The 20,844-nt window shown below is 64.4% G+C and carries 21 protein-coding genes and 1 riboswitch; of the genes, 11 read left to right on the top strand and 10 right to left on the bottom strand.

From position 1 onward, the window contains the following. Positions 1-14 precede the first annotated feature (14 nt). Entirely contained in the window at positions 15-497 is a 483-nt protein-coding gene (locus ACPJXG_RS08880; protein ID WP_099400431.1) for a chemotaxis protein CheW, read from the bottom strand. Positions 498-693: 196 nt separating this feature from the next. On the opposite strand from ACPJXG_RS08880, the gene arfB reads away from it, so the two are divergent. Then, positions 694-1,092, top strand: coding sequence for an alternative ribosome rescue aminoacyl-tRNA hydrolase ArfB (gene arfB, locus ACPJXG_RS08875; protein ID WP_034749850.1), 399 nt, complete (start codon positions 694-696; stop codon positions 1,090-1,092). Here arfB and ACPJXG_RS08870 read toward each other — a convergent pair whose 3' ends face one another. After that, complete coding sequence (locus ACPJXG_RS08870; RefSeq protein WP_425253986.1) at positions 1,093-2,952, bottom strand: flagellar assembly protein A; 1,860 nt, start codon at positions 2,950-2,952, stop codon at positions 1,093-1,095. 158 nt (positions 2,953-3,110) lie between these two features. Continuing rightward, positions 3,111-3,500 carry a hypothetical protein gene (locus ACPJXG_RS08865; RefSeq protein ID WP_099400429.1) on the bottom strand — a complete coding sequence of 130 codons (390 nt, stop codon included), beginning with the start codon at positions 3,498-3,500 and terminating at the stop codon, positions 3,111-3,113. 263 nt (positions 3,501-3,763) lie between these two features. Between ACPJXG_RS08865 and ompR the strand changes: the two genes are divergently transcribed. Next, entirely contained in the window at positions 3,764-4,465 is a 702-nt protein-coding gene (gene ompR, locus ACPJXG_RS08860; protein ID WP_223278807.1) for a two-component system response regulator OmpR, read from the top strand. A gap of 13 nt (positions 4,466-4,478) precedes the next feature. Continuing rightward, positions 4,479-5,837: a sensor histidine kinase gene (locus tag ACPJXG_RS08855; RefSeq protein WP_225241913.1), complete on the top strand. Its 1,359-nt coding sequence runs from the start codon at positions 4,479-4,481 to the stop codon at positions 5,835-5,837. A gap of 42 nt (positions 5,838-5,879) precedes the next feature. On the opposite strand, the gene ACPJXG_RS08850 is transcribed toward ACPJXG_RS08855, so the two are convergent. Together ACPJXG_RS08850 and ACPJXG_RS08845 are read right to left on the bottom strand one after the other, a co-directional pair. After that, a complete protein-coding gene (locus ACPJXG_RS08850) occupies positions 5,880-6,359 on the bottom strand; it encodes an Imm26 family immunity protein (protein ID WP_425253985.1) in 480 nt (159 codons plus the stop codon). 93 nt (positions 6,360-6,452) lie between these two features. After that, positions 6,453-6,758, bottom strand: a complete 306-nt coding sequence (locus tag ACPJXG_RS08845) for a hypothetical protein (RefSeq protein ID WP_035827789.1) — start codon at positions 6,756-6,758, stop codon at positions 6,453-6,455. Between the two features lie 142 nt (positions 6,759-6,900). Here ACPJXG_RS08845 and ACPJXG_RS08840 point away from each other — a divergent pair, with 142 nt between their 5' ends. Further along, positions 6,901-8,058 carry an iron-containing alcohol dehydrogenase gene (locus ACPJXG_RS08840; protein WP_425253984.1) on the top strand — a complete coding sequence of 386 codons (1,158 nt, stop codon included), beginning with the start codon at positions 6,901-6,903 and terminating at the stop codon, positions 8,056-8,058. Between the two features lie 67 nt (positions 8,059-8,125). Next, a riboswitch (TPP riboswitch) is annotated at positions 8,126-8,223 on the top strand. Between the two features lie 85 nt (positions 8,224-8,308). Continuing rightward, positions 8,309-10,474, top strand: coding sequence for a TonB-dependent siderophore receptor (locus ACPJXG_RS08835; RefSeq protein WP_425253983.1), 2,166 nt, complete (start codon positions 8,309-8,311; stop codon positions 10,472-10,474). Here the strand turns inward: ACPJXG_RS08835 and ACPJXG_RS08830 are convergent. From ACPJXG_RS08830 to ACPJXG_RS08820, 3 genes are all read right to left on the bottom strand, one after another. Continuing rightward, complete coding sequence (locus ACPJXG_RS08830) at positions 10,471-11,019, bottom strand: AAA family ATPase (protein WP_425254726.1); 549 nt, start codon at positions 11,017-11,019, stop codon at positions 10,471-10,473. The two genes, ACPJXG_RS08835 and ACPJXG_RS08830, sit on opposite strands and share 4 nt — an antisense overlap. Further along, complete coding sequence (gene pnuC / locus ACPJXG_RS08825; protein ID WP_425253982.1) at positions 11,019-11,630, bottom strand: nicotinamide riboside transporter PnuC; 612 nt, start codon at positions 11,628-11,630, stop codon at positions 11,019-11,021. Before pnuC ends, ACPJXG_RS08830 begins: the two co-directional genes overlap by 1 nt. A 74-nt stretch (positions 11,631-11,704) precedes the next feature. Further along, the gene (locus tag ACPJXG_RS08820; RefSeq protein WP_425253981.1) at positions 11,705-12,223 is read right to left on the bottom strand and encodes a DUF2867 domain-containing protein; all 519 of its coding nucleotides are present in this window, start codon (positions 12,221-12,223) and stop codon (positions 11,705-11,707) included. 67 nt (positions 12,224-12,290) lie between these two features. Between ACPJXG_RS08820 and ACPJXG_RS08815 the strand changes: the two genes are divergently transcribed. From ACPJXG_RS08815 to ACPJXG_RS08800, 4 genes are all read left to right on the top strand, one after another. Then, positions 12,291-12,926: a TetR/AcrR family transcriptional regulator gene (locus ACPJXG_RS08815; protein WP_176389984.1), complete on the top strand. Its 636-nt coding sequence runs from the start codon at positions 12,291-12,293 to the stop codon at positions 12,924-12,926. A gap of 40 nt (positions 12,927-12,966) precedes the next feature. Then, entirely contained in the window at positions 12,967-13,581 is a 615-nt protein-coding gene (locus ACPJXG_RS08810) for a class I SAM-dependent methyltransferase (RefSeq protein ID WP_425253980.1), read from the top strand. A gap of 16 nt (positions 13,582-13,597) precedes the next feature. Next, positions 13,598-14,170: a hypothetical protein gene (locus ACPJXG_RS08805; RefSeq protein ID WP_425253979.1), complete on the top strand. Its 573-nt coding sequence runs from the start codon at positions 13,598-13,600 to the stop codon at positions 14,168-14,170. A 345-nt stretch (positions 14,171-14,515) separates the two neighbouring features. Further along, on the top strand, positions 14,516-15,310 hold the full coding sequence (locus tag ACPJXG_RS08800) for a 4'-phosphopantetheinyl transferase family protein (RefSeq protein WP_425253978.1): 795 nt from the start codon (positions 14,516-14,518) through the stop codon (positions 15,308-15,310). A 7-nt stretch (positions 15,311-15,317) separates the two neighbouring features. Here ACPJXG_RS08800 and ACPJXG_RS08795 read toward each other — a convergent pair whose 3' ends face one another. Together ACPJXG_RS08795 and ACPJXG_RS08790 are read right to left on the bottom strand one after the other, a co-directional pair. Then, positions 15,318-16,040 carry an SDR family oxidoreductase gene (locus ACPJXG_RS08795; protein ID WP_425253977.1) on the bottom strand — a complete coding sequence of 241 codons (723 nt, stop codon included), beginning with the start codon at positions 16,038-16,040 and terminating at the stop codon, positions 15,318-15,320. Further along, the gene (locus tag ACPJXG_RS08790) at positions 16,037-17,614 is read right to left on the bottom strand and encodes a hypothetical protein (protein WP_278316506.1); all 1,578 of its coding nucleotides are present in this window, start codon (positions 17,612-17,614) and stop codon (positions 16,037-16,039) included. Before ACPJXG_RS08790 ends, ACPJXG_RS08795 begins: the two co-directional genes overlap by 4 nt. Before the next feature lie 176 nt (positions 17,615-17,790). Between ACPJXG_RS08790 and ACPJXG_RS08785 the strand changes: the two genes are divergently transcribed. Together ACPJXG_RS08785 and ACPJXG_RS08780 are read left to right on the top strand one after the other, a co-directional pair. Then, on the top strand, positions 17,791-19,008 hold the full coding sequence (locus tag ACPJXG_RS08785; RefSeq protein WP_176389978.1) for an alpha/beta fold hydrolase: 1,218 nt from the start codon (positions 17,791-17,793) through the stop codon (positions 19,006-19,008). Beyond that, on the top strand, positions 18,986-20,842 hold the full coding sequence (locus ACPJXG_RS08780; RefSeq protein WP_278316508.1) for a non-ribosomal peptide synthetase: 1,857 nt from the start codon (positions 18,986-18,988) through the stop codon (positions 20,840-20,842). The genes ACPJXG_RS08785 and ACPJXG_RS08780 overlap by 23 nt, the downstream gene beginning before the upstream one ends. Positions 20,843-20,844: the final 2 nt, after the last annotated feature.

Genomic DNA, 20,844 nt, shown 5'->3' with positions numbered 1-20,844 from the left:
GGGTCGTCTTTTTTTTAGGCTGCCTGCATGGGGCTGGGACTGCGGATCGCCATCAGGCGGTCGATGTCGACGAGGATCAATCGGCGCCCCGCCACCGTGCCCAGGCCCAGCAGGTAATCGGCTTCCGCCTCGCCCAGGCCAGGCACGGCGGCGATGTCGGCGGGCGCCAGGCTGACGATATCGGTGACGCCATCGACCACCATGCCCATCACGCCATTGCTCAGCTGCAAGATGATCACGTCGGTGGCCGGATCGGGCGCGCCTTGGGCGCTGCCGAACGCGGCGCGCATGTCGACGATGGGGATGATCACGCCGCGCGAGACGGCCACGCTGTGCAGCACTTCCCCTTCCGAGGAAAAACGGTCGAGTTCCTTCAGCGGACGCAATTCCCGCACGCGGCGGTAATCGAGGCCGTATTCCAGGCCGCCCAGCCGGAAGCTCAAGTACTGCGTCAGGTATTGCGCGGTTGCGGCGCCAGGCGTGGTCGTGGGCTGCATGGTGTTCCTTTCGTCCGGTAAGCGCTGCCAGGATGCGCAGTGGCGCAATGTTGGCCCCATGCTAACCAGCATCGCCGCAAGCGGCGTTGAGAAACATCAACTTTCCCGGAAGACATCATCGGCTGGCCGCCCCGGCATTGCGCCGGCGCAGCCATCTTCCCTTACAATACCCCCATCGTTTCCCCACAGGCAGGCCATGCAACACCTCGTCAATCCCGCTGAAGTTGAATTTTCCGCCATCCGCGCCCAGGGGCCGGGCGGGCAGAACGTCAACAAGGTGTCCAGCGCCATCCATTTGCGCTTCCCCATCGCCGCCTCGTCGCTGCCGGAAGCGTACAAGGAACGGCTGCTGGCCCTGCGCGACAGCCGCATCAGCAAGGATGGCGTGCTGGTGCTCAAGGCGCAGCAGTCGCGCAGCCAGGAGCAGAACAAGGAAGAAGCGTTGCGGCGCTTGCAGGAAATCATCGACAGCGTGACCTTCTTGCCCGCCGTGCGCCGCGCCACCAAGCCCACGCGCAGCTCACAGCGGCGCCGCCTCGACAGCAAGAGCACGCACAGCGTGCTGAAGCAATCACGCGGCAAAGTCACGGATTGACTAAGGCGGTGGCTGGTAAGTCCAGTCCAGGCTGCCCGTGCTGTCCGCAAACACGGGCTGCGTGGCCGGCGTGGCGCTGCGCAGCAAGGCCTTGATTTCTTTCGGCGGCCGGTCGTAGACCTTGGCCGGTCCGGGCGGCACGACCAGGGCGCGCACCGTCGTCTCGCCATCGATCAGGCCCAGGTTGCAGCGCGACTGGCCGGCCGTTGCCTGCCGTTCCTGGCGCAGCTGCGCCACCAGCGCCAGCATCTGCGCGTGCAGGATTTCCGACTGTTTTACTTCCACGCGCAGGCGCGCCACCTCTTTCAGGACGGGAGCGATACGCGCGGCCAGCTTGTCGTACTGCACCTGCTGCGTTGCTTGCAGTTGCAATTCGCCGCGCCGCAGCTGGCCGGCCAGGGTCAGGTAGTTGCGCACCTCGGGCAATTGCGCAATGGAATCGATCTCCTGCTGGCGCTTGTGCTGCACCTGCTGGTACTGCGTTGCCTTCGCCAGGCTCTCGGCAATCTTTTGATCGAGGGCGCTCAGGTCGGGTACGAGGGGAAAGAGCAGCATCTCCACCTGCCTGCGAGGGCCGGCGCTGCCGATGCGGATGGTGCGCGCCGCCACGGCGCAGCCTTCGGCCAGTTCGATGACGACCTCGTCGGCGATGATTTCGCAATTGCTGGCGCTGTCGATCACCACGCGCGTGCCGGCGATGACGCAGCTTTCCGCGCGTTTTACATGCACCTCACCGCTCAGCGCCTGCAGCACGGAACCGGAAGCGACGCCCTCGACCCGCACGTCGCCGTGTTCATTAAAAGCCGTGCCGCCCACCAGGTTACGGTGTAACAAGATCAAGCCGCCAAGCGAGTGCAAATGGCCATACACGTCGCCATGGATGGTGATGTCGCTGCCGTCGAGCTGGCGCTGCTCCTGCACTTCGCCATACTCCTCGTAGGCGGCGCGCAGCTTCAGATTGCCCGTGGTGCGGCTGCTGACGCCTTCGCGGCTGACGATCTTGTTTTCGATCGCCATCTTGCCGTGCTCATCCACATTCACGTAGCCATCCTGGGTGGCGACGAGGAAAGCGCCATCGCTGAAATGCTCGACCGCCGTGCCTGGCCCCGCCACCGTGGCCAGGTCCAGTTCCAGCGGCGCGGGCGGCGGCAGCGCCTTGCCGGCCAGGTCGTAGCCGGGCAAGCCGGGCGTACCAGGCAGCAGACGCAGCAGGCGCGCGTGTTTTTTCACTTGCGGAAAGCGGTTCTTGAAACTGAGCAAATCGAGGCGGCCATCGGAGCGTTCGCGCGGCGCATCGTCGCGGTGGATGCCTTGCGACACTTCCACCAGCTGGGCGTCGCGCCCCGGCTGCGGCGGCAGCACCCGTGCCACCGTGATGCGCTCGGCCTTGCCGCTGGCGAGCATGGCGCGCACGGCCACGCTATCGATACCGTAGTGCACGCCCTTGCACCACAGATCGGCCACCAGCTCGTCAAACTCGCGGCGCGCCGCCACCTGGCCATCCGCGTCCGCAAGCAAGGTTTCAAAGTAAAACTCGGCGCTGTCGCCACGGATCTTGACCTGTTGGTACAGCGCGCGGCGCGGAGGCGGGAACGGCGCCACGCGCACGGCGATGCGCAGCAAGGCGTCGCCCTTGGGCGCGGCGCGGGGAGCGGGGGCATGGAACAGGGTCAGCAGGAACAAGCCGTAATCGAGGCCGGCCAGCAGCTGGCCCGACTGGAACAGCTGGTCGACGGCGGCGCGCAGCTGCGCCGGCGCCAGCGACAGGTCAAGGAACACGCCGTCGTCGCGTTGGAGCAGGCCGTGCGGCAAGCCGCCTGCGGGGGCCGCATCCGGAACGCGTGTGTCGTCGTCGCTCACCACTTGCCTCCCCCAGCAACAATGTCAGAGAATTGCCTCATTGCGTTAGAACAATATCACGGGGCGGGGCCGTGTGCCTGACTGAGCAACAATGTTGGCGGCCAAATGCAAACAGGGCCACCTCTTGCGAGATGGCCCTGTCGGAGGGGGATGGATGCCTAGCGGCGCGGCGGATTCGAGTAAATGTCCTGGCCCACTTCGTTGATCTGGCGGCGCAGGTCGCGCCGTTCGTCGGGCGTCATGCGGCCCGTGCGGCGCGAAGCGTCGGCGCCTTCGTTGGCGCGGCGCTGCTCTTCGGCGCGCGTGTCGAAACTGCGTGCGTCACGCTGTTCGCGCAGTCGCGTATCATTGCTGTTGCTGCGCTGTACCTGCTCATACCGCTGGGCCTGCATTTGCTGCTGGTCGTCACGGCGTGGCGGCGGCTGGTTTTGCGCCGACGCCAGGCTGGCGGCAAACACGGAACAAATGGCAAATGCGGACAGCACAGTCGTACGTGCGGCGATAGCTGCGCTGGGAGCGGCGTGAATTTTTTTAGTAAAGATATTCATTGAGTTCCTCTTCCGCGATGCCGTATAAACTAAAGCTGATTTCCACTGTGGCCCCAGTGTATGATGCTTTACACGGTGCAGTAAGAGTAATTGGGTAAAGTTTGTAACACTTTGTAATGGGTCGCCACAGCCCCTTGCCGACGCCGCGCGAGGCGTTACTATAGCAACTAATATAAGATAACACGACACCCTAAATGACCACAACCTCCACTTCCGGCAGCAACACAACAACGCAATCGATTCACGGCCACCAGGCAAAAATCATGGTGGTCGATGACGATGTGCGCCTGCGCGACCTGCTGCGCCGCTACCTGACCGAACAGGGCTTCAATGTCTTCACGGCAGAGAGCGCAACGGCCATGAACAAACTGTGGCTGCGCGAACGCTACGATCTGCTGGTGCTCGACCTGATGCTGCCGGGCGAAGACGGCCTGTCGATCTGCCGCCGCCTGCGCGGCGCGGGCGACCAGACGCCAATCATCATGCTGACGGCCAAGGGCGAAGACGTGGATCGTATCGTGGGCCTGGAAATGGGTGCCGACGATTACCTGCCGAAACCGTTCAATCCGCGCGAGCTGGTGGCCCGCATCGGCGCCGTGCTGCGCCGCAAGGGTCCCGATGAAATCCCCGGCGCGCCGTCGGAAACGCCGCAAACCTTCGAGTTCGGCGACTTCGTGCTGGACCTGGGCACGCGTACCCTGAAAAAGAATGGCGAAACGGTGCCGCTGACGACGGGCGAGTTTTCTGTGCTGAAAGTGTTTGCCCGCCATGCGCGCCAGCCGCTGTCGCGCGAAAAATTGATGGAACTGGCGCGCGGCCGCGAATACGAAGTGTTCGACCGCAGCCTGGACGTGCAAATCTCGCGCCTGCGCAAACTGATCGAACCCGACCCGTCGAGTCCGCTGTTCATCCAGACCGTGTGGGGCCTCGGCTACGTTTTCATTCCGGACGGACAGCCGCGCTGATCGCAGGCGAGGCATGATGAAGCTTGTTCCCGATATCAGCCTGGCGCGGCTGAAAAGCGGCCTGTTCTGGCGCACCTTTTTGCTGCTGGGTACTTTGACCACCGTCAGCATGATCACCTGGATCGGCATGATTTCCGTCATCCAGCGCGAGCCGCAGGCGCAGCAGATTTCCGCCCAGATCATTTCCGTCGTCACCATCACGCATGCGGCATTGACGCACTCGGCGCCCGAGCTGCGCCGCGAGCTGCTGTTCGACCTCGTCAGCAATGAAGGCATCCGCATCTTCTCGCTGGAAGAGGACGACCGCATCGAGCCGCCGCCCGACAATTACCTGATGCCCGAGATCGAGGCGCAGGTGAAGGCCAAGCTGGGCAAGGACACGCGCTTTTCTGCGCGCGTCAACGGGGTGGCCGGCTTCTGGGTCAGCTTCAAGATCGACGACGACGAGTACTGGCTGATGCTGGACCGCGAGCGCCTGCGCGGCCTGACGGGCTTCCAGTGGCTGGGCTGGGCCAGCCTGGTGTCCCTGCTGTCCCTGCTGGGCGCGGCCATCATTTCCAGCCTGATCAATCTGCCGCTGTCGCGCCTGACGGCGGCCGCGCGCGACATCGCCAAGGGCAAGCAACCGGCGCCGCTGCCGGAAAAGGGCCCGATTGAAATCATCGAGGCGAACCGCAGCTTCAACCAGATGGTCGATGATTTAAAACAGGTGGAATCGGATCGCGCCGTGATTCTGGCCGGCATTTCGCACGATTTGCGCACGCCGCTGGCGCGCATGCAGCTGGAAGTGGAAATGGCGAACCTGTCGGACGAGGCGCGCGAAGGCATCCAGTCCGATATCGGACAGATGGACGCCATCATCGGCCAGTTCCTCGACTATGCCAAGCCGACGGAAGCGTCGAGCTTTACGGACGTCGACCTCAGTGGTTTGCTCAGCGACATGACGCGCGAAGCGATGCGCCTGCCGGACGTGAAGATCAACGCCAGCATCGCCGACGGCGCGCATGCGATGGGCAACCCCACGGACCTGCGCCGCGTATTGAACAACCTGATCGAGAATGCGCGCCGCTATGGCAAGACGCCCGGCAGCGACGTGACGGAAATCGACATCGCCTGCCAGGTACGCACCAGCCACGGCGCGAAAAAGGTGATCATCGAAGTGCAGGACCACGGCACGGGCGTGCCGGCGGAAAAGATCGAGCAGCTGATGAAGCCGTTCACCCGCCTCGACACGGCGCGCGGACAGGCGAATGGCGCCGGCCTGGGCCTGGCCATCGTCGACCGCGTGCTGCTGCGCCATGGCGCTGAATTACAGGTGCGCAACCGCGAAGGCGGCGGCCTGGCGTTTCAGATCAGCTTGCCGGCGGCGTAACCGGAACGAACGGGGACGGCGCAAATGTGCCGCCCCCTGCTTTCAAGCCGACGCCTGCTCCTGCGCCAGCAATTTATTCATCAGCAATTCCGTCGCCCCGTAGCCGTACAGGGAATCGCTTTCCATGCCCGGCGTATCGAAGGGAATCGATTCCTCGCGATTCAGCTTGGCAGGGTCGGCGTCCGCATAACTGGCACGCCAGGCACGCTGCAGGGATTCGTTGCGGCGGATAAAGGCCGGCATGGGCCAGTCGTCACGGTTCCAGTGGGGACTGTCGCCCAGCAGGGGCCAGCGCTCGTTGAGCAGGGCCATGTCGCCCGTACGCAGGCGGCGCACGGCCTGTTCCGGCCGCAAGCCTTCCAGCTCGTCCAGCGTGGGCAAGCAGTCGCGCTTCGGCCCGAACATATACGCCAGCATGATGCGCCCGGCAGGCGCCCTGCGCGCCACCACGCCGACGGCATAACCGCCGCCCGGCAGGGGCACGGCAAACCAGCTGCCTTCTCGGTATGGTAATGATTTCATTTCTGCAAACTCCCCCAAAATCGTGTTCGGGGCACAGTCTACGCGAAGCGATACGAAAGTGGCGCATGGTACGCCACGACAACAAACCAATAGTTACAATATTTTCTCGTCATAGTGATACTGGGCAACAATTGGCCCCGCCTTGAACAGCGCTTCCTTCATGGCCGTGTCCAGGCGCGCGTCGCGGCGGCGCATCCATTCGAGCAGCATGGCCGCTTCCTTGCGGCTGGTGTCGCCCGCATGCGCGAGCACGCGGCGCAGTTCCGGGTCCGTGCACGCCTCGAAGCGCTGGCTGTTCAGGTCCAGCGCCTGCAGCGCGGCGATGGTGGCGCCGATGGCGCGGTGCATGTCGAGCGCGGTGGCCGGCAAGCCGGATTCTTCCAGTGGGACGTTGGTCATGCGCATTCCTTTTCGCGTAGTGGTGACATCGGCTGCATTCTCCACCGCGCGGACGAAAAGCTCAAGCGTCCACGACACGTTTCCACCCGTTCGGCCATAATCATGGCTCAGCAACAGCCTAAACCCCAGCGGCAGGAGTCCCATGTTCAATTTCGACTTTTACAATCCGACGCAAATCCTTTTCGGCCAGGGCCAGATCGCCGCCATCACGGCGCTGATCCCGCCGCAGGCCAGAGTGCTCATGACATATGGCGGCGGCAGCATCCGGCAAAATGGCGTCTACGATGAAGTCAGGGCGGCGCTGGCCGGCCATACGGTGCTGGAATTTGCCGGCATCGAACCCAATCCCAGCTATGAAACCCTGATGCAGGCCGTGTCCATGGTGAAAAGCGAGCGCATCGATTTCCTGCTGGCCGTCGGCGGCGGCTCCGTGGTCGATGGCACCAAATTCATCGCCGCGGCCGCCCTGCACGAAGGCGAGGCGTGGGACATCCTGGCCAAGGGCGGCAAGATCGTCGAGGCCGCCCTGCCCTTCGGCACCGTATTGACGTTACCGGCCACGGGGTCCGAAATGAATGGTTCGGCCGTGATCACGCGCAAGGCGACGCAGGAAAAGCGCTCGTTCATGAGCCGCAAGGTGTATCCGAAATTCTCCGTGCTGGATCCGTCGAAGACCTTTACATTACCGCTGCGCCAGGTGGGCAATGGCGTCGTCGATGCGTTTGCGCATGTGATGGAGCAATACCTGACTTACCCTGTGAACGCGTCCGTGCAAGACCGCTTTGCCGAAGGCATTTTATTGACCCTGATCGAGGAAGGCCCGAAGGCGCTGTCGCACCCGGACGACTACGACGTGCGCGCCAACGTGATGTGGAGCGCCACCCTGGCCTTGAACGGCCTGATCGGCGTGGGCGTGCCGCAGGACTGGTCTACGCACGCCATCGGCCACGAATTGACGGCCTTGTACGAGCTCGACCATGCGCAGACCCTGGCCATTATCCTGCCCAGCATGCTGCGCGTGCGCAAGCAAGCCAAGCGCGCCAAGCTGCTGCAATATGCGGCCCGCGTGTGGGGCCTCGACGGCGGCGACGAGGATGGCCGCATCGAGGCCGCCATCGCGCGTACGGAATTTTTCTTCCGCCACATGGGCGTCAAGACGCGCCTGGCCGACTACGGCCTGAACCATGCCAGCGTGGACGCCGTCGTCTCCGCCCTCGACGCGCACGGCATGACGGCGCTGGGCGAACAGCGTGAAGTGACGCCCGCCGTCAGCCGCAAGGTGCTGGAACTGAGCCTGTAGATTCCATACACACTGTTGTAAAACGGTCAGCCGGGTGGGACAGCTGGCCGTGGTTCATGCTAAGCTGTCATTTCGCTAGGGGTCCTGGAGCAGTCATCCGGGTGAGAGATACCCTTCGTACCTGATCTGGATAATGCCAGCGAAGGAAAGCGCAAAGTACCTCCCTCCTTTGATAGCTCCTGCGTTGGCGCCAGCCGAACAAGCAGCCTGCCGTGCTCTTTACCGAGTCGGCTTGAACCACGAGCAATCTATGTCCACACCGAATTTATCCGTTTCTGTTTTGACCCTGGCGATCCTGCATGCGTTTGCCACGCCCGCCCTGGCCGCGAATGACACCGCCGAAGCCGTCGACCCGCAGGCGCAAAGCATGGCCGAAGTCGTCGTCACGGCCAGCAAGGCGCCGGCCGCCAGGCGCGCCTCCGTCGGCGGTTTTTCCGACGCGCCGCTGCTGCAGACGCCGGCGTCCGTCACCGTCATTTCGCAAAAAGACATGCAGGACTTGCAAATTCGCAATCTGAGCGATGCCGTCAAGCTCGACACCAGCATCAATGACGCCTACAACGCCGTCGGCTATGCGGAACAGTTTTCCATCCGCGGCTTCAAGCTCGACAACAATTCCAGCTACCGCAAGGAAGGCGTGGCCATTCCCGGCGACACGCAAATTCCGCTGGAAAACAAGGAACGCATCGAAGTACTGAAAGGCCTGGCCGGCTTGCAGGCAGGCGTGGCCGCGCCGGGCGGCGTGATCGACTTCATCGTCAAACGCCCGACCGCCGCGCCATTGCGCACCGTCACCGTGGAAACGCGCGAACGGGGTACCCTGTACGGCGCCGTCGACCTGGGCGGACGCCTGGAAGACACGCGCTTCGGCTACCGGGTCAACGTGGCGGCCGAACGCCTGCGCTCCTACATCAAGGGCGCGGACGGCAACCGTAAATTCATTTCCGGCGCCTTCGACTGGCAGATTTCGTCGCAGGCCCTGCTGCAACTCGATGCCGACTACCAGGACAAGGCGCAGGCGACGGCGCCCGGCTTCCAGCTGCTGAACAATACAACTTTGCCAACTGGCATCAGCGCCGACGCCATGCTCAACAAGCAACCGTGGACGCACCCGGTGGAAACCGTCACCAGCAACCTGGGCCTGCGCTTCCAGTACGCCTTCAATGAGGACTGGCACGCCACCGTGTCGGCCAACCAGCACTCGTTCAAGCGCGACGACTACACGGCCTTCCCGTACGGCTGCAGCGCGCAAGACCTGTACCCGGGCTTCTGCGGCAATGGCGACTACGACGTGTATGACTACCGCAGCCTGGGCGAGACGAAAAAGCCGCTGAGCGCGCAAGCCATGATCCAGGGCAAATTCGCCACCGGCTCGCTGCGCCATGAATTCACGGCCGGCGTCTCGACCTTCCGCCGCAAGGACCGCGCCGGCCTGTACGTGTACGACTGGGCTGGCGTGAGCAATATCTACCGCCCGCAGATCGTCGATATGTCGACCGGTGTGCAAGGCCCCGTGCGCCTGGTGCGCAAGGATACGGAAAACTCCGTCTTCGTGCAGGATATCGTCAGCCTGGCCCAAAACTGGAAGCTGCATGGCGGATTGCGCCATATCAATGTCGACGGCTACCAGTATGTGCTGAAAGCCGACACGGAAATCCGCGCCAAGCACGATTTCCTGCTGCCGAACGTCTCGCTCGTCTACACCCCGCTCGACAATCTGTCCGTGTATGCGGCCTATTCGCAGGGCATGGAACATGGCGGCACGGCCGACCGCAAGGCGGAGAACGCCAACGTGGAATTGTCGCCCAGCCGTTCGAAGCAGATCGAACTCGGCGTGAAAATGGATGTGACGCCGGACTTCATGGTGGCGGCCAGCCTGTTCCAGATCCGCAAGGGCCTGGAATTCAACCAGTACGTCGACAGCAGCAAGACCAGCTACAACTTCGTGCGCGAAGGCCAGGCCCAGCACCGTGGCCTGGAATTGTCGGCCCAGGGCAAGGCATCGTCCAGCCTGAGCCTGGGCGCGTCCGTGACGGCCCTGAACAGCCAGCAGTCAGGCACGGGCAATGCGGACCTCGATGGCAAGCGCGTGCCCAACGTGCCGGCCTTCAAGGCAGCCGTGCATGCGGACTACGCCGTGCAACAGGTGGCGGGCTTGAGCGTGAATGGCAGCTGGGAATATGCGGGCAAGAAAGCGTTTGAGTACAGCAACACGACCTTCGTGCCGTCGTACAACGTGTTCAACCTGGGCGCCGCGTACGCCACGCGCATCGCCGGCACGCGCGCCGTGCTGCGCGCCAGCGTCAACAACGTGGCCGACAAGTTCTACTGGCGCGACGTGACGCCGGAATCGGACGGCTATCTGTATCCGGGCGCCAGCCGCACATTCAAGGTCTCGGCGCAGTTCGACTTTTAATTGAAGGAAATGGCAGGCGCTGCAGCTAGCGCCTGCTGCAGCAAAGGCGTTGCCTGTTCCAGGCGCGCATCCAGGCTGTCGTGCAGCACGTGGTAGGCGATGCCGCGCGCGTCGAGCTCGTCGAGCAGGTAGCGGTAGATCAGCTGGCGCACGGCTTCCGACTCGCGCTGCAAGCCATCGGCCACCCACGGGCTGTCGGGCGCCGTCACCAGTGTCAGATCGTACTGCGTGGCATCGGCCAGCGCCGCCAGCGGCGCATCGGCGCCATGGAAATAATGGCGGCTGTAGACTACCGTCATCAAGGGCGTCGTGTCGCAAAACAGGAAATTATGCGCTTGCGCAGTGGCTGCCGCTTCGCGTTCGACTTGCGTTCGCGCAATGCCAAACTGGTCAGCCGCGACGGGCACCCTGCCCTCGGTCTCGACAAATTCGCGCAAATACTCGGGCACCCAGACGCTGCCGTGGCGTTCGGCCAGGGCGGCCGCCAGGGTCGACTTGCCCGACGATTCCGCGCCCAGGATGGCGACGCGCACGCAGTGGCCCATCACTTGAGGACCATCGCGCTCGGCGCGGCCGGTGCCGACTTTCTCCACGCCAGCAAGCCAATGATGGCCATCACGACAAAGAAGGCATACAGCACGGCCGTCAGGGTCAGGCCCTTGTGCAGGTACAGCCACACGTACAGCACGTCGACGATGATCCAGGCGATCCAGTTTTCCAGCTTCTTGCGCGACAGCAGGAATTGCCCCACCAGGCTGCCTGCCGTGAGGAAACCGTCCGCATGGGGCACGTCCGTGTCCGTCGTCGTCAGCAGCCAGGCGATCAGCAGAAAGCCGACCAGCCAGCCCATGGCGCAGGCCATCCAGCCGCGGCCATCGAGGCGCGTGACGGGCAAGGTCTTGCCGCCGCTGGCCGGATGCAGCCACTGGTACCAGCCCCAGAACGAGACGCTGATGAACAGCAGTTGCAAGGCCATGTCGCCATACAGGCGCGACTCGAAAAACACAAAACCGTAGGCGGCCGAGGAAATGATGGCGAACAGCCACGCCCAGTGATTCTGGCGGATGTTCAGCGCAACGGTTGTCAATGCCAGGACAAAGGAAATCAGTTCAAGCGGCGTGGTGGCAAAACCCAGCAGGAGAAGCGTATCGTTCATGGGAATCGTGATGAGGCTGGTGGTGCAGTATGCAATACCAGCCCTGAATAAGCAAGATTGCCTGCTCAGTGCGCTTAGGCGAAGCCGCCCTTGACGGCGCGCGCCAGCGAACGCTGCACGATCAGCTTGTGGAAAGGCCGGATCACCAGGATGTAGGCGCGCCCCACCGCATTATGGCAATGCACGACGCTGGACATGGTGATGCTGCCATGCGGCCCCGCGTCGCGGTGGCGCAGCACCGACAGGCGGAAGTCCAGGTGGCTGTCATCCTCGCCCACGATGATTTCATCGTCGCTGACGGCAAAGATGCGGAAGATGCCGATGCGCTTGCCTGGCCGCGCTTCCATCTGCCTGGCCGTACGGATGCCGAAGCGCGCCACGATGGCGTCGCGCACCACCATCAGCTTGCGCGCCCAGCCCGGCTGGCTGCCCAGCAGGATGCGCGCCAGGCTTTCCATGTCCATCTGGCGCGCCTGCGCGGTCGGCAGGTCGACGGCATACGCGTCGGCCAGGTGGCTGCCCGGGTACAAGGGGGCGATGCTGGCGCCGGGCGGCAAGGCCACGGCGCGTACAGCGTTGTTCATCTCTTGCATATGCTCTCCATGTGTTCAGTGATAACATGAGCATCATACACGACAATGTGAACAGCGATAACATAGAATGACAAGTCCAAGTACTTACCATCACGGCAACTTGCGCGACACCCTGGTCGCCGCCACCATCGCGCAACTGGCGCAGCAGCACGACGCCACCCTCTCGCTGCGTGAACTGGCGCGCACGGTGGGCGTGTCGATCGCCGCCGTGTACCGCCACTTCCCCAGCAAGGAAGCCTTGCTGGCCGACGTGGCGGCAGCCGGTTTCGCCAGCCTGATCGCCAAGTGGGAAGCAGAACTGCCGCCGCAGGGCAGCCTGCCCTCCGAACAGCGTTTTCAGCTGCTGGGCCAGCAATACATCGAATTCGCCCTGGCCGCACCGGCCCACTACAGGCTGATGTTCGAGCACCAGGACGTGCGCCAGTTCCCCGCCCTGCTGGAAGCGGCGCAGGCGTGCTTCCAGTACGTGCTGCAGACGGCAGGCGCGGCCGTGCGCGAAGCAGGCCTCGATGCGCGCTGGGACAAGGCCGCCGCCAGCGCCGGCTGGTCGCTGGGCCACGGCTACGTGATGCTGCTGCTGAGCGGCCGCCTGGCCATGGCGGACGGCGGCGACGATTTATCGCCCGCGATGGTGCCGCGCTTTTTCCAGTTGCCGGTGGAGGCGTTGCGGCAGGCGCATCAGCAAGCGGGAGAACAGCAATGACGGCCATCGCCAGATGCGCCGGCTGATCATGCAACATCCCATGGAACCATCCACTGTCCCGGGCACCGAAGGCTATGCAGACAATGCAGGGCAGCTCATCGCCCGATACGACAGCGTTGCCTTCCTGGAGAAATACCGCCCCGTTGCTCATCTCTTGCCGACGCGAGCAAGCAGCGTGCTCGACATCGGCGCCGGGACAGGCGGCGACGCGGCGTGCCTGGCAAGCCTGGGGCACACAGTGGTCGCGCTTGAGCCCGTTGCCGCATTCCGCGCAGCGGGCATGAAGGCGCACGCCCCGGCCAACATCGAATGGGTGAACGATAGCCTGCCCGCCCTGTCTGCGATAGGCGCGCGCCAAACCAGGTATGACCTGATTGTCGTCGCGGCCGTCTGGATGCATCTGGCAGCGGAAGAAAGAATGGAGGCGATGGGCAATATCAGCATATTACTCAAGCCCGGCGCAATGCTCGTCATGTCCCTGAGGCATGGACCAGCCCCAGAAGGCCGTCGCATCTTTGATGTATCCGCCAGTGAAACGGCAGAGCTCGCAATGCGGCATCAGCTCAAAGTGATGCTGAATACGCAGGCGCCATCCGTGCAACTGCAGAATCGTCAGGCGGGGGTGAGCTGGTCCTGGCTTGTTTTTGAGAAATGATTCAAGCTGAAGCAGCATGCGCCAGGGAGTTGGCACGGCGCGCAGTCAGCCGAATCTAGCCATTATTTTTGAAACGCCGTCAATTTATGCACAATATATGCACAATTTATCGTTAGACACGCTCTCCGTGATTGCAAGACAATGCATTGCGCTCACCTGTTTGCAACGCTTTTGCCAGCAGCACGCCCTTCACCATCCCGCCCTGTCCGCGTTCACCGGCCACGTGTGGAAAGTGGCGCAGCTCGCGCCCGGGGATTTTGCGGCCTGGGAACGCGGCTTTGCTTCACTGGCCGTGAACGGCATGGGCGATCCCTGGCCCGATGACATCCGCATGGCCATCCCCGGGCATCTGCTCGGCACGCTGGAGGAACTTGTTCAGCATGTGCTGGAAACGAGCGCCTGTAGCTGGTATGGCGACGATCTTGCGGCCAGCCGGCGGCAGCTGGAAGCCGTCCTTGCCATCTGTGCCAGGCATGACGTGGCCGTGCCGCAGCTTGCGCACTATGCGCAGCACGATGCGGCGCTGCGCGGCGGCTGGGGGCCGGTGCTGACGGACGCGGAAGTCAGAGCCTGGCAAGCCCTGATATAGCCTGCGGCAGGCACCTGATCGAGCAGCCGCTCCTCTTCATGCGTACCGGCATCGACTTGCTTGACCACGGTCGGGAATCGCGCGCAAGTCCTGATTTGCTCGAAAGCATGGCACAGCTGGCCAATTGCCGGCACATCGGCTTCCATGCACGCGTTCGTGTCAAAGCTCAGCGAAAGGGACCGGCGTTGAAGGCAAAGGCTGACAATGCCTGACCCTTGAAGGGGGAGGCGCCCAGCACTGCCAGCGACGCGCTGCGGCAAGCGGGTCGTCCATCGTGAGCAATGACCTTGCACGATGGCAGGAATCGGGTAATCTATGCCCATCTCAATGTATAGAACGGCGACGATGAAGCGTGCAGAAGCGAGCGTTGACATGCTGTCCGGGCGCTTGCCGGCCAGCGATGAAGCGCAGCGGCAAGGGCTCGTTCCCCTGCCCCTGCCATTCATCCACCAGGCAGAGGACGGCATGGTGCCTGCGCTGCAGATCACCGTCCTGCATTTCCAGCCCTATCCATTCCAGAGCGCCGCCTTCCATGCGCATGACATCGCCCTGCCCGCCGCCATCGCGCGCAGCGTGCCAAAACGGCAAGCGGAGTATTTTTTCGGCCGGCTGGCAGCGCGCGCCGCGCTGGCGCGCCTCGGCATCGCCGACGCGCAGATCGGCACCGGCGCCTCGCGCCAGCCCTTGTGGCCAGCCGGCGTGGTCGGCAGCATCAGCCACGGCGGCGGCTATGCCGCTGCGGTGGCCTTGCCGGCGCAGCGGCACGAAGCCATCGGCATCGACATTGAAGCGGTGGTCGGCGCGGAGATGCGCGAAGCCTTGCTGAGCACGGCGATCGGCCTGCCCGAGCTGGCCCTGCTGCATCAGATCAACAGTGTGAACGCCCTGGAGTTTTTGATGACGGTGGTGTTTTCCGCCAAGGAAAGTTTTTTCAAGGCCGCCTTTCCCATGGTCGGCTACTATTTCGACTTTACCGCCGTGACACTGACCACATTCGACGAGGCCAGGCGCACCCTGACGTTTCGGATCAACCAGACGCTGTCGCCGCGCCTGCACGCCAGCGCCCGGTTTTCCGTACATTACGACTTGCTCGATGCGCACACCGTCATCACGCACTGCGGCTGGCGCGGATGGGTGTGATTCCTGGCTAGGATCCCTGCGACGTGGACGTGACGAATATTTCGCGCATGCACACGCTCTGCGGCAGCTGGTAGGCAAACGCGATGATGCCGGCCACATCTTCCGGAGCCAGCAGGGAGTCGAGCGTGCCCAGCCACTCCTCGAACATGGCGCGGGCGGACGCCGAGGTCGTGCTGCGCAACAGGGGCGTATCGACCACGCCGGGCGAGACGGTGCTGACGCGGATGTTGTGCTCAGCCATATCCAGCCCCAGCGCCGCCGTATAGCCGTGGACGGCAAATTTGGAAGCGCAATAGCCGGCATGCATGGGAAACGCCTGGCGGCCGGCAATCGAGCTGACATTGAAGACCGTGCCGCGCCGCTGGCGCAGCATGCCTGGCAACACACTCTGAACCAGGTTGACGCTGCCGACGACGTTGGTATTGAGCATCTCGGCAAACTCCGCCGCGTCCTGCCCGGCGGCCGCGGCCAGCCGCATGATGCCCGCGCTGTTGACCAGGCAGTCGACGGCGCCATGGCGCTGCTCCGCCTGGCGCACGGCTTCCTGGACTGCCTGCGCATCGCCCACGTCCAGCGCGGCACAGATGGACTGCGGCAAGTCCAGCGCCTCCAGTGCCGCCTTGCGGCGGCCGATCAGCAGCAGCGGATGGCCGGCGGCGCTGAACTGCCGCGCCACCGCCGCGCCGATCCCGGATCCGGCGCCGCTCACCACGACGAGCGGGCGGCTCAACTGGCCATCCTGGCCGGACGTTTGCGCTGGGCGCGATCCTGCACGTCGGCATACATTTCCTTGACCGCATTGGCGGTGAAATGCGCCATGTATTCGTCGAAACCGCCTTTTTGCACGATAGGCAGCGGCGGCACGGGCAGCTTGCCGAGCAGGGCCTGGTACAGCGGGGCAATCGGATCGTTCTTGTGCGCCTGGCGGAAACCGTTGGCCGTCACCGCGGCGTTCTCGGCGCCCGAAATCGACGCGGTAGGCGTCATGTCCTCGGGGCTGACGCCGATCTGCGTCTTGACGAACTGCATGTGCTCGTCGCGCCAGGTGCGCACGTATTGATGCATATACACCACCTGGCGCAGTATGTCGGCGCGCGGGTCGCCGTGCTGCTGCAGCAACGCCAGCACGATCTGCTGCAGCCGCTCGTCGTCGCCTGCCAGCTGTTCATCCATCGCCGCCAGTTGCAGGCGCAGGGCTTTGACCAGCGACGGATAAATCGTCAGGAACAAGCCCTTGCGCAAGTTGTGCGAATGCGAGCCGCTGGTGATGCCGAGCGCCGGACGGATGGCGAAATACGCTTTCGGGCTGAGCGTGCGGACGATGGGACGGATGTTGTCGGTCACCACTTGCAGCAGCTTGCTGCACAGCGCCAGCGAGCGCGCATGCGTGCCGAACGTGGCTTGCTCGTTGCCCAGCAAGGCAACGATGATCTCGCTGGACACTTCATTGACCAGGCCCACCAGCACTTCGCTGATCTGGTGATAGGCGCGAAATTGCATCAGGCAGGTCGGATCCTTGAGGTCGACGCAGTTGACCGCTTCGCGCACTTCATCATTTTGAATCAGGCGCTGATAGAACACGCCAGCGTCCTCGCCCGCCTCGCGCCGCACGCCGGGCAAGCGCACCTGCTCCATGGCGCTGAGCCAGATCGACTCGTAATTGCTGTTGACGAAGCTGTGGAAGAAGACAAAACGCTGCGGATCGTCGAGATCCTTGTCGCCCAGATCGCTGTACTGCTCGGTGGCCTCGGCCCGCAGGATGGCGTGCATGCGCGCAGCCTGCACCAGATAATCCTGGAAGACGGCCGAATCGCGGATACTGATGCTGTCGCCCTGCTGGCCGCCCTGGTCCACCTGCACCAGCAACTGGGACAGGCTGTACAGGGTTTCGTGGAAACGATTGGCCCAGCCGATCTTCAGCGACGCGTCGGCGATGTGGCCGCGCTTGACGTCGTCCGTGATGCGGCGCGCCAGCACCACCAGATTATTCAGGCAAATCTCGGCGCCACGAAAGATGGCGATGGCCGCGCGGGCCGGCACTGCATGGCCGCTATTGTTGATCAGGCGGTCCAGGTACTTAATGCCATGCAATAACTCGTAGTTGGCCAGCACGGCAGTACAGTCGATCTCGCCATTCGTGGCGAATGCGGCACGGCGATGGCGGATTTCCTCTTCGTCAAAGGATTTGGCCAGCAGCTTGGTGGTGGCGTGTTCCTCGGTGACCGGCAAATTACTTTTGCTCTGCAAATACGCGCGCACATCGTCCAGAATGGCTTGCGTGGCGGAGACGGTTGGGGTTTCCATTAAATTCCTCATAGGGCGACAAGGTCAGGGCTGCAGGCAGCAGCCGGCGGGCGAATCGCGGACAAGTATAGAAATCTCTCCCCTGCGCCGAAACTGTCATTTCCTCCAGTTATACGGGGAACCCATCTGTAGTCCAATGGCCCGCTCCAACCGCCCCTACTACACTGGATCCCCGCATGAGTCCTCCATCTTCACGCGACACCCTGCAACAACTGCGCCAGCACATGGCGCGGCTGTACGGCCTGCCGGTGCAACTCAGCCTGCTGGCGGCCCTGCTGCACGCCTGCCAGCACATCTACGGACAACGCACGCAAATATTGCTGCACTGGGCGGGACTGCCCTTGACGCCGGCCGGCGACGACGCGTCGGCCTGGCTGCGGCAACTGCTGGACGCCTGCGAAGCGCCGGCGGCGGGCAGCGCCCCCGGCCGTCCCGCGCAGGCATTGACGCTGGCCAGGATCGAAGTGCGCACGCCCCAGCGCAGCGTGATACTGGCGCCGTGCGATCCGATGCCCTCCGACGACTGGAGCATCCGCGGCGCGCCCGGCGGAGAGGCGCTGCAACAGGCCTGGCAACAGGCCGCCGCCACGCTGGCGCAGACGCTGGAGGCCGAATCGCTGGTCGAACTGTCGCGCGCGCTGGGCCTGCCGCCTGCCGCCAAGCCGCAGCCGGCGCTGTACCTGGTGCATGGCGCCGACGGCAGCGCGGCGCCCTTCGCCGCCCTAGCCGCCCGCCTGGATTGCCGCGTGTTCGCGTTCAACCTGCGCCAGGCCGGGCGCCGCCAGCCAAGCATACAGGCCCTGGCGGCGCACTACGTCAGGCGCATGCTGAGCGGCCCGCCCGCGGCGACCTACCGCATCGGCGGCCATTCCTTCGGCGCCATCGTCGCTGCCGAAATGGCGACGATATTGCGCAGCGTCGGCAAGCAGGTCGACCAGGTGGTGCTGCTGGATCCGTCGCTGGCCATGGCCGCGCGCGACCGCCAGAGCGACGCCGGCAACGAAATGCTGACCCTGTATCTGGCCCTGCATCCCGAGATGACCGAGCAGCAGGTCACAGGACACATGGATGCCGATGAACTGGCCGCGCGCATCGCGCAGCGCATGCCCAAGGGCCGCATCGACGAAGTGTTAAGCAACCGCCACGCCTGCCTGGCCCTGCTGCAGCGCTACCGGCCGACGCCGGGCGGCGCCGACGGTGCCAGTTGCCTGCGCCTGCATGCCCGCCAGCCTTTCATCGCCAGCTGGAACGCGGCGGCCATGGCGCACCGCCAGCCCGGCATCGAAGTGCCAGGCAACCATTTTTCCATGCTGGCCGAGCCCCATGCCGGCAGCCTGGCCCAACTGATACAAACGCACCGAGAATCCAACCATGACCACTCCTTACACTCCTGAATATCCCCATCAGCTGGTCGAGCGCCAGGCCCGCCTGACACCCGCGCTGCCAGCCCTGTGCTCGGCCGCCGGCAGCGTGTCGTATGGCGAACTCAATGCACGCGCCAACCGCCTGGCGCGGCTGCTGCAAACGGTGCATCAGGTGCGGCCGATGGACAGTGTCGCCGTCTGCAGCGCGCATGAGCCAAGCCGTTCGCTGCTGTTGCTGGCGCTAGCCAAGTGCGGCGCCGTGTACGTGCCCGTGGATATCGAATGCCCCACCGAGCGCCTGCAGCGCATCGCGCAACAGGCCGGCGTGCGTCTGCTGCTGACGGCGCTGAGCGAGCGCCGCATGGCGGCCGAGACCACGCTGAACGTGCTGCCGTGCGCGCAAGCCGAGCTCGCTGCCCGCGACCTGTCCGACGCCGACATGGCACCGCTGGTGCCGGTGACGGCGCCGCTGTACATCATCTTCACCTCCGGCTCGACGGGCCAGCCCAAGGGCGTCGCCGTCTCGCACGCCGCCGCCTACAACCATTTCAGCTGGATCGTGCGCTACCTGAACGTCACGGCCGGCGACTGCTGGCTGCAAAGCATACATCCGTGCTTCGATCCATCGATGCATGAATTGATGGCCCCGCTGATGGTCGGCGCCCGCATCGCCTTCCTCGGCGGCGAGCGCAACATCGACGGCGACCGCATCGTCGACGCCATCGAGCGCCACCAGGCGACCCACATGACCACGGTGCCCACCATGCTCACCCTGATCCTGCAAACGCCGGGCGTGGAGCGCTGCACCTCGATGCGCGCGATGTGCGTCGGCGGCGAGGTCTTCCGGCCGGCGCTGGCGGCACGCGCCAGCGCGCTGCTGCCAGCGGCCGGCATCTACAACGTCTACGGCCCCACGGAAGCGACCATCATGGCCAGCGCCTGGCGCTACGACGGCCAGCCCGCCGATTCGCTGCCGATAGGCGAGCCGGTGCCGCACACGCGCTTTTACCTGCGCGACGGGGAAGGCCGGGTGCATCGGCTCAGTCCCTTCCTCGAAGGCGAGCTGTGCATCAGTGGCGCCGCGCTGGCCAACGGCTATGTCAACGATGCGGCCGAAACGGCGCGCAAATTCATCGCCAATCCGCTGCCGGAGCCGGAAGCGCCGCTGCTGTACCAGCGCCTCTACCTGACCGGCGACGTCTGCCGCGTCGACGCCGACGGCGAGCTGCATTGCATCGGCCGCGTCGATGACCAGGTCAAGGTCAACGGCCAGCGCGTCGAACTGGCGGAAATCGAGGCCACGCTGCTCGATTCCGGCCTGCTGGATGACGTCACCGCCCTGCTGGCGGGCACACGCCTGGTCGCGGCGCTGGTGCCTGGCGCGGGCGCCGACGACGACGCCCGCTGGCTCGAGCGCCTTGCCGCCCACGCCGCCCGTGCCCTGCCGCCCGCCTGGTTGCCCAGGCAATACCTCCCGCTACGCGAAATCCCGCGCCAGGCACTGAGCGGCAAGGCGGACCGCAAAGCCTTGCAGGCGATGTTCGCCAGCGACAACGTGGCGGCGCCCCTGCCGCACGCCGCGCGCGACACCGCGCAGGCGGGCGCCTGCATAGAGCGGCTGGCGGCGGCCCTGGCCGACACTCTGGGCATGCCTGGCGCCGCGCTGGAGCACGACCTGCCGTTTGCCGAACTGGGACTCGATTCGCTCGGCGTGCAAGTGTATGCGCTGCGCGTGAGCACGGACTTCGGCGTGCGCCTGCGTGCCGAGGAGCTATTTGAATTCTTCACGCTGGAACTGCTGGCGCAAGCCATCGCCGCGCGGCAGGACAGCAGTGCCGCCTCCCTGGCCCACGCCGGGGCATAAGG

The organism is Janthinobacterium sp. NFX145, from assembly GCF_049810325.1.
Lineage (GTDB): Bacteria > Pseudomonadota > Gammaproteobacteria > Burkholderiales > Burkholderiaceae_D > Janthinobacterium > Janthinobacterium rivuli.
This window is presented reverse-complemented; position numbering and strand designations above follow the sequence as displayed.

Bases quoted from the DNA above. Each gene is read 5' to 3' on its own strand.
- ACPJXG_RS08845 (WP_035827789.1), bottom strand. From the start codon at position 6,758: ATGACCAACGTCCCACTGGAAGAATCCGGCTTGCCGGCCACCGCGCTC.
- ACPJXG_RS08785 (WP_176389978.1), top strand. From the start codon at position 17,791: ATGAGTCCTCCATCTTCACGCGACACCCTGCAACAACTGCGCCAGCAC.
- ACPJXG_RS08805 (WP_425253979.1), top strand. From the start codon at position 13,598: ATGCGCCAGGGAGTTGGCACGGCGCGCAGTCAGCCGAATCTAGCCATT.
- arfB (WP_034749850.1), top strand. From the start codon at position 694: ATGCAACACCTCGTCAATCCCGCTGAAGTTGAATTTTCCGCCATCCGC.
- ompR (WP_223278807.1), top strand. From the start codon at position 3,764: ATGGTGGTCGATGACGATGTGCGCCTGCGCGACCTGCTGCGCCGCTAC.
- ACPJXG_RS08880 (WP_099400431.1), bottom strand. From the start codon at position 497: ATGCAGCCCACGACCACGCCTGGCGCCGCAACCGCGCAATACCTGACG.
- pnuC (WP_425253982.1), bottom strand. From the start codon at position 11,630: ATGAACGATACGCTTCTCCTGCTGGGTTTTGCCACCACGCCGCTTGAA.
- ACPJXG_RS08780 (WP_278316508.1), top strand. From the start codon at position 18,986: ATGACCACTCCTTACACTCCTGAATATCCCCATCAGCTGGTCGAGCGC.
- ACPJXG_RS08850 (WP_425253985.1), bottom strand. From the start codon at position 6,359: ATGAAATCATTACCATACCGAGAAGGCAGCTGGTTTGCCGTGCCCCTG.
- ACPJXG_RS08855 (WP_225241913.1), top strand. From the start codon at position 4,479: ATGATGAAGCTTGTTCCCGATATCAGCCTGGCGCGGCTGAAAAGCGGC.
- ACPJXG_RS08815 (WP_176389984.1), top strand. From the start codon at position 12,291: ATGACAAGTCCAAGTACTTACCATCACGGCAACTTGCGCGACACCCTG.
- ACPJXG_RS08840 (WP_425253984.1), top strand. From the start codon at position 6,901: ATGTTCAATTTCGACTTTTACAATCCGACGCAAATCCTTTTCGGCCAG.
- ACPJXG_RS08830 (WP_425254726.1), bottom strand. From the start codon at position 11,019: ATGGGCCACTGCGTGCGCGTCGCCATCCTGGGCGCGGAATCGTCGGGC.
- ACPJXG_RS08800 (WP_425253978.1), top strand. From the start codon at position 14,516: ATGAAGCGTGCAGAAGCGAGCGTTGACATGCTGTCCGGGCGCTTGCCG.
- ACPJXG_RS08810 (WP_425253980.1), top strand. From the start codon at position 12,967: ATGGAACCATCCACTGTCCCGGGCACCGAAGGCTATGCAGACAATGCA.
- ACPJXG_RS08835 (WP_425253983.1), top strand. From the start codon at position 8,309: ATGTCCACACCGAATTTATCCGTTTCTGTTTTGACCCTGGCGATCCTG.
- ACPJXG_RS08820 (WP_425253981.1), bottom strand. From the start codon at position 12,223: ATGCAAGAGATGAACAACGCTGTACGCGCCGTGGCCTTGCCGCCCGGC.
- ACPJXG_RS08865 (WP_099400429.1), bottom strand. From the start codon at position 3,500: ATGAATATCTTTACTAAAAAAATTCACGCCGCTCCCAGCGCAGCTATC.
- ACPJXG_RS08790 (WP_278316506.1), bottom strand. From the start codon at position 17,614: ATGGAAACCCCAACCGTCTCCGCCACGCAAGCCATTCTGGACGATGTG.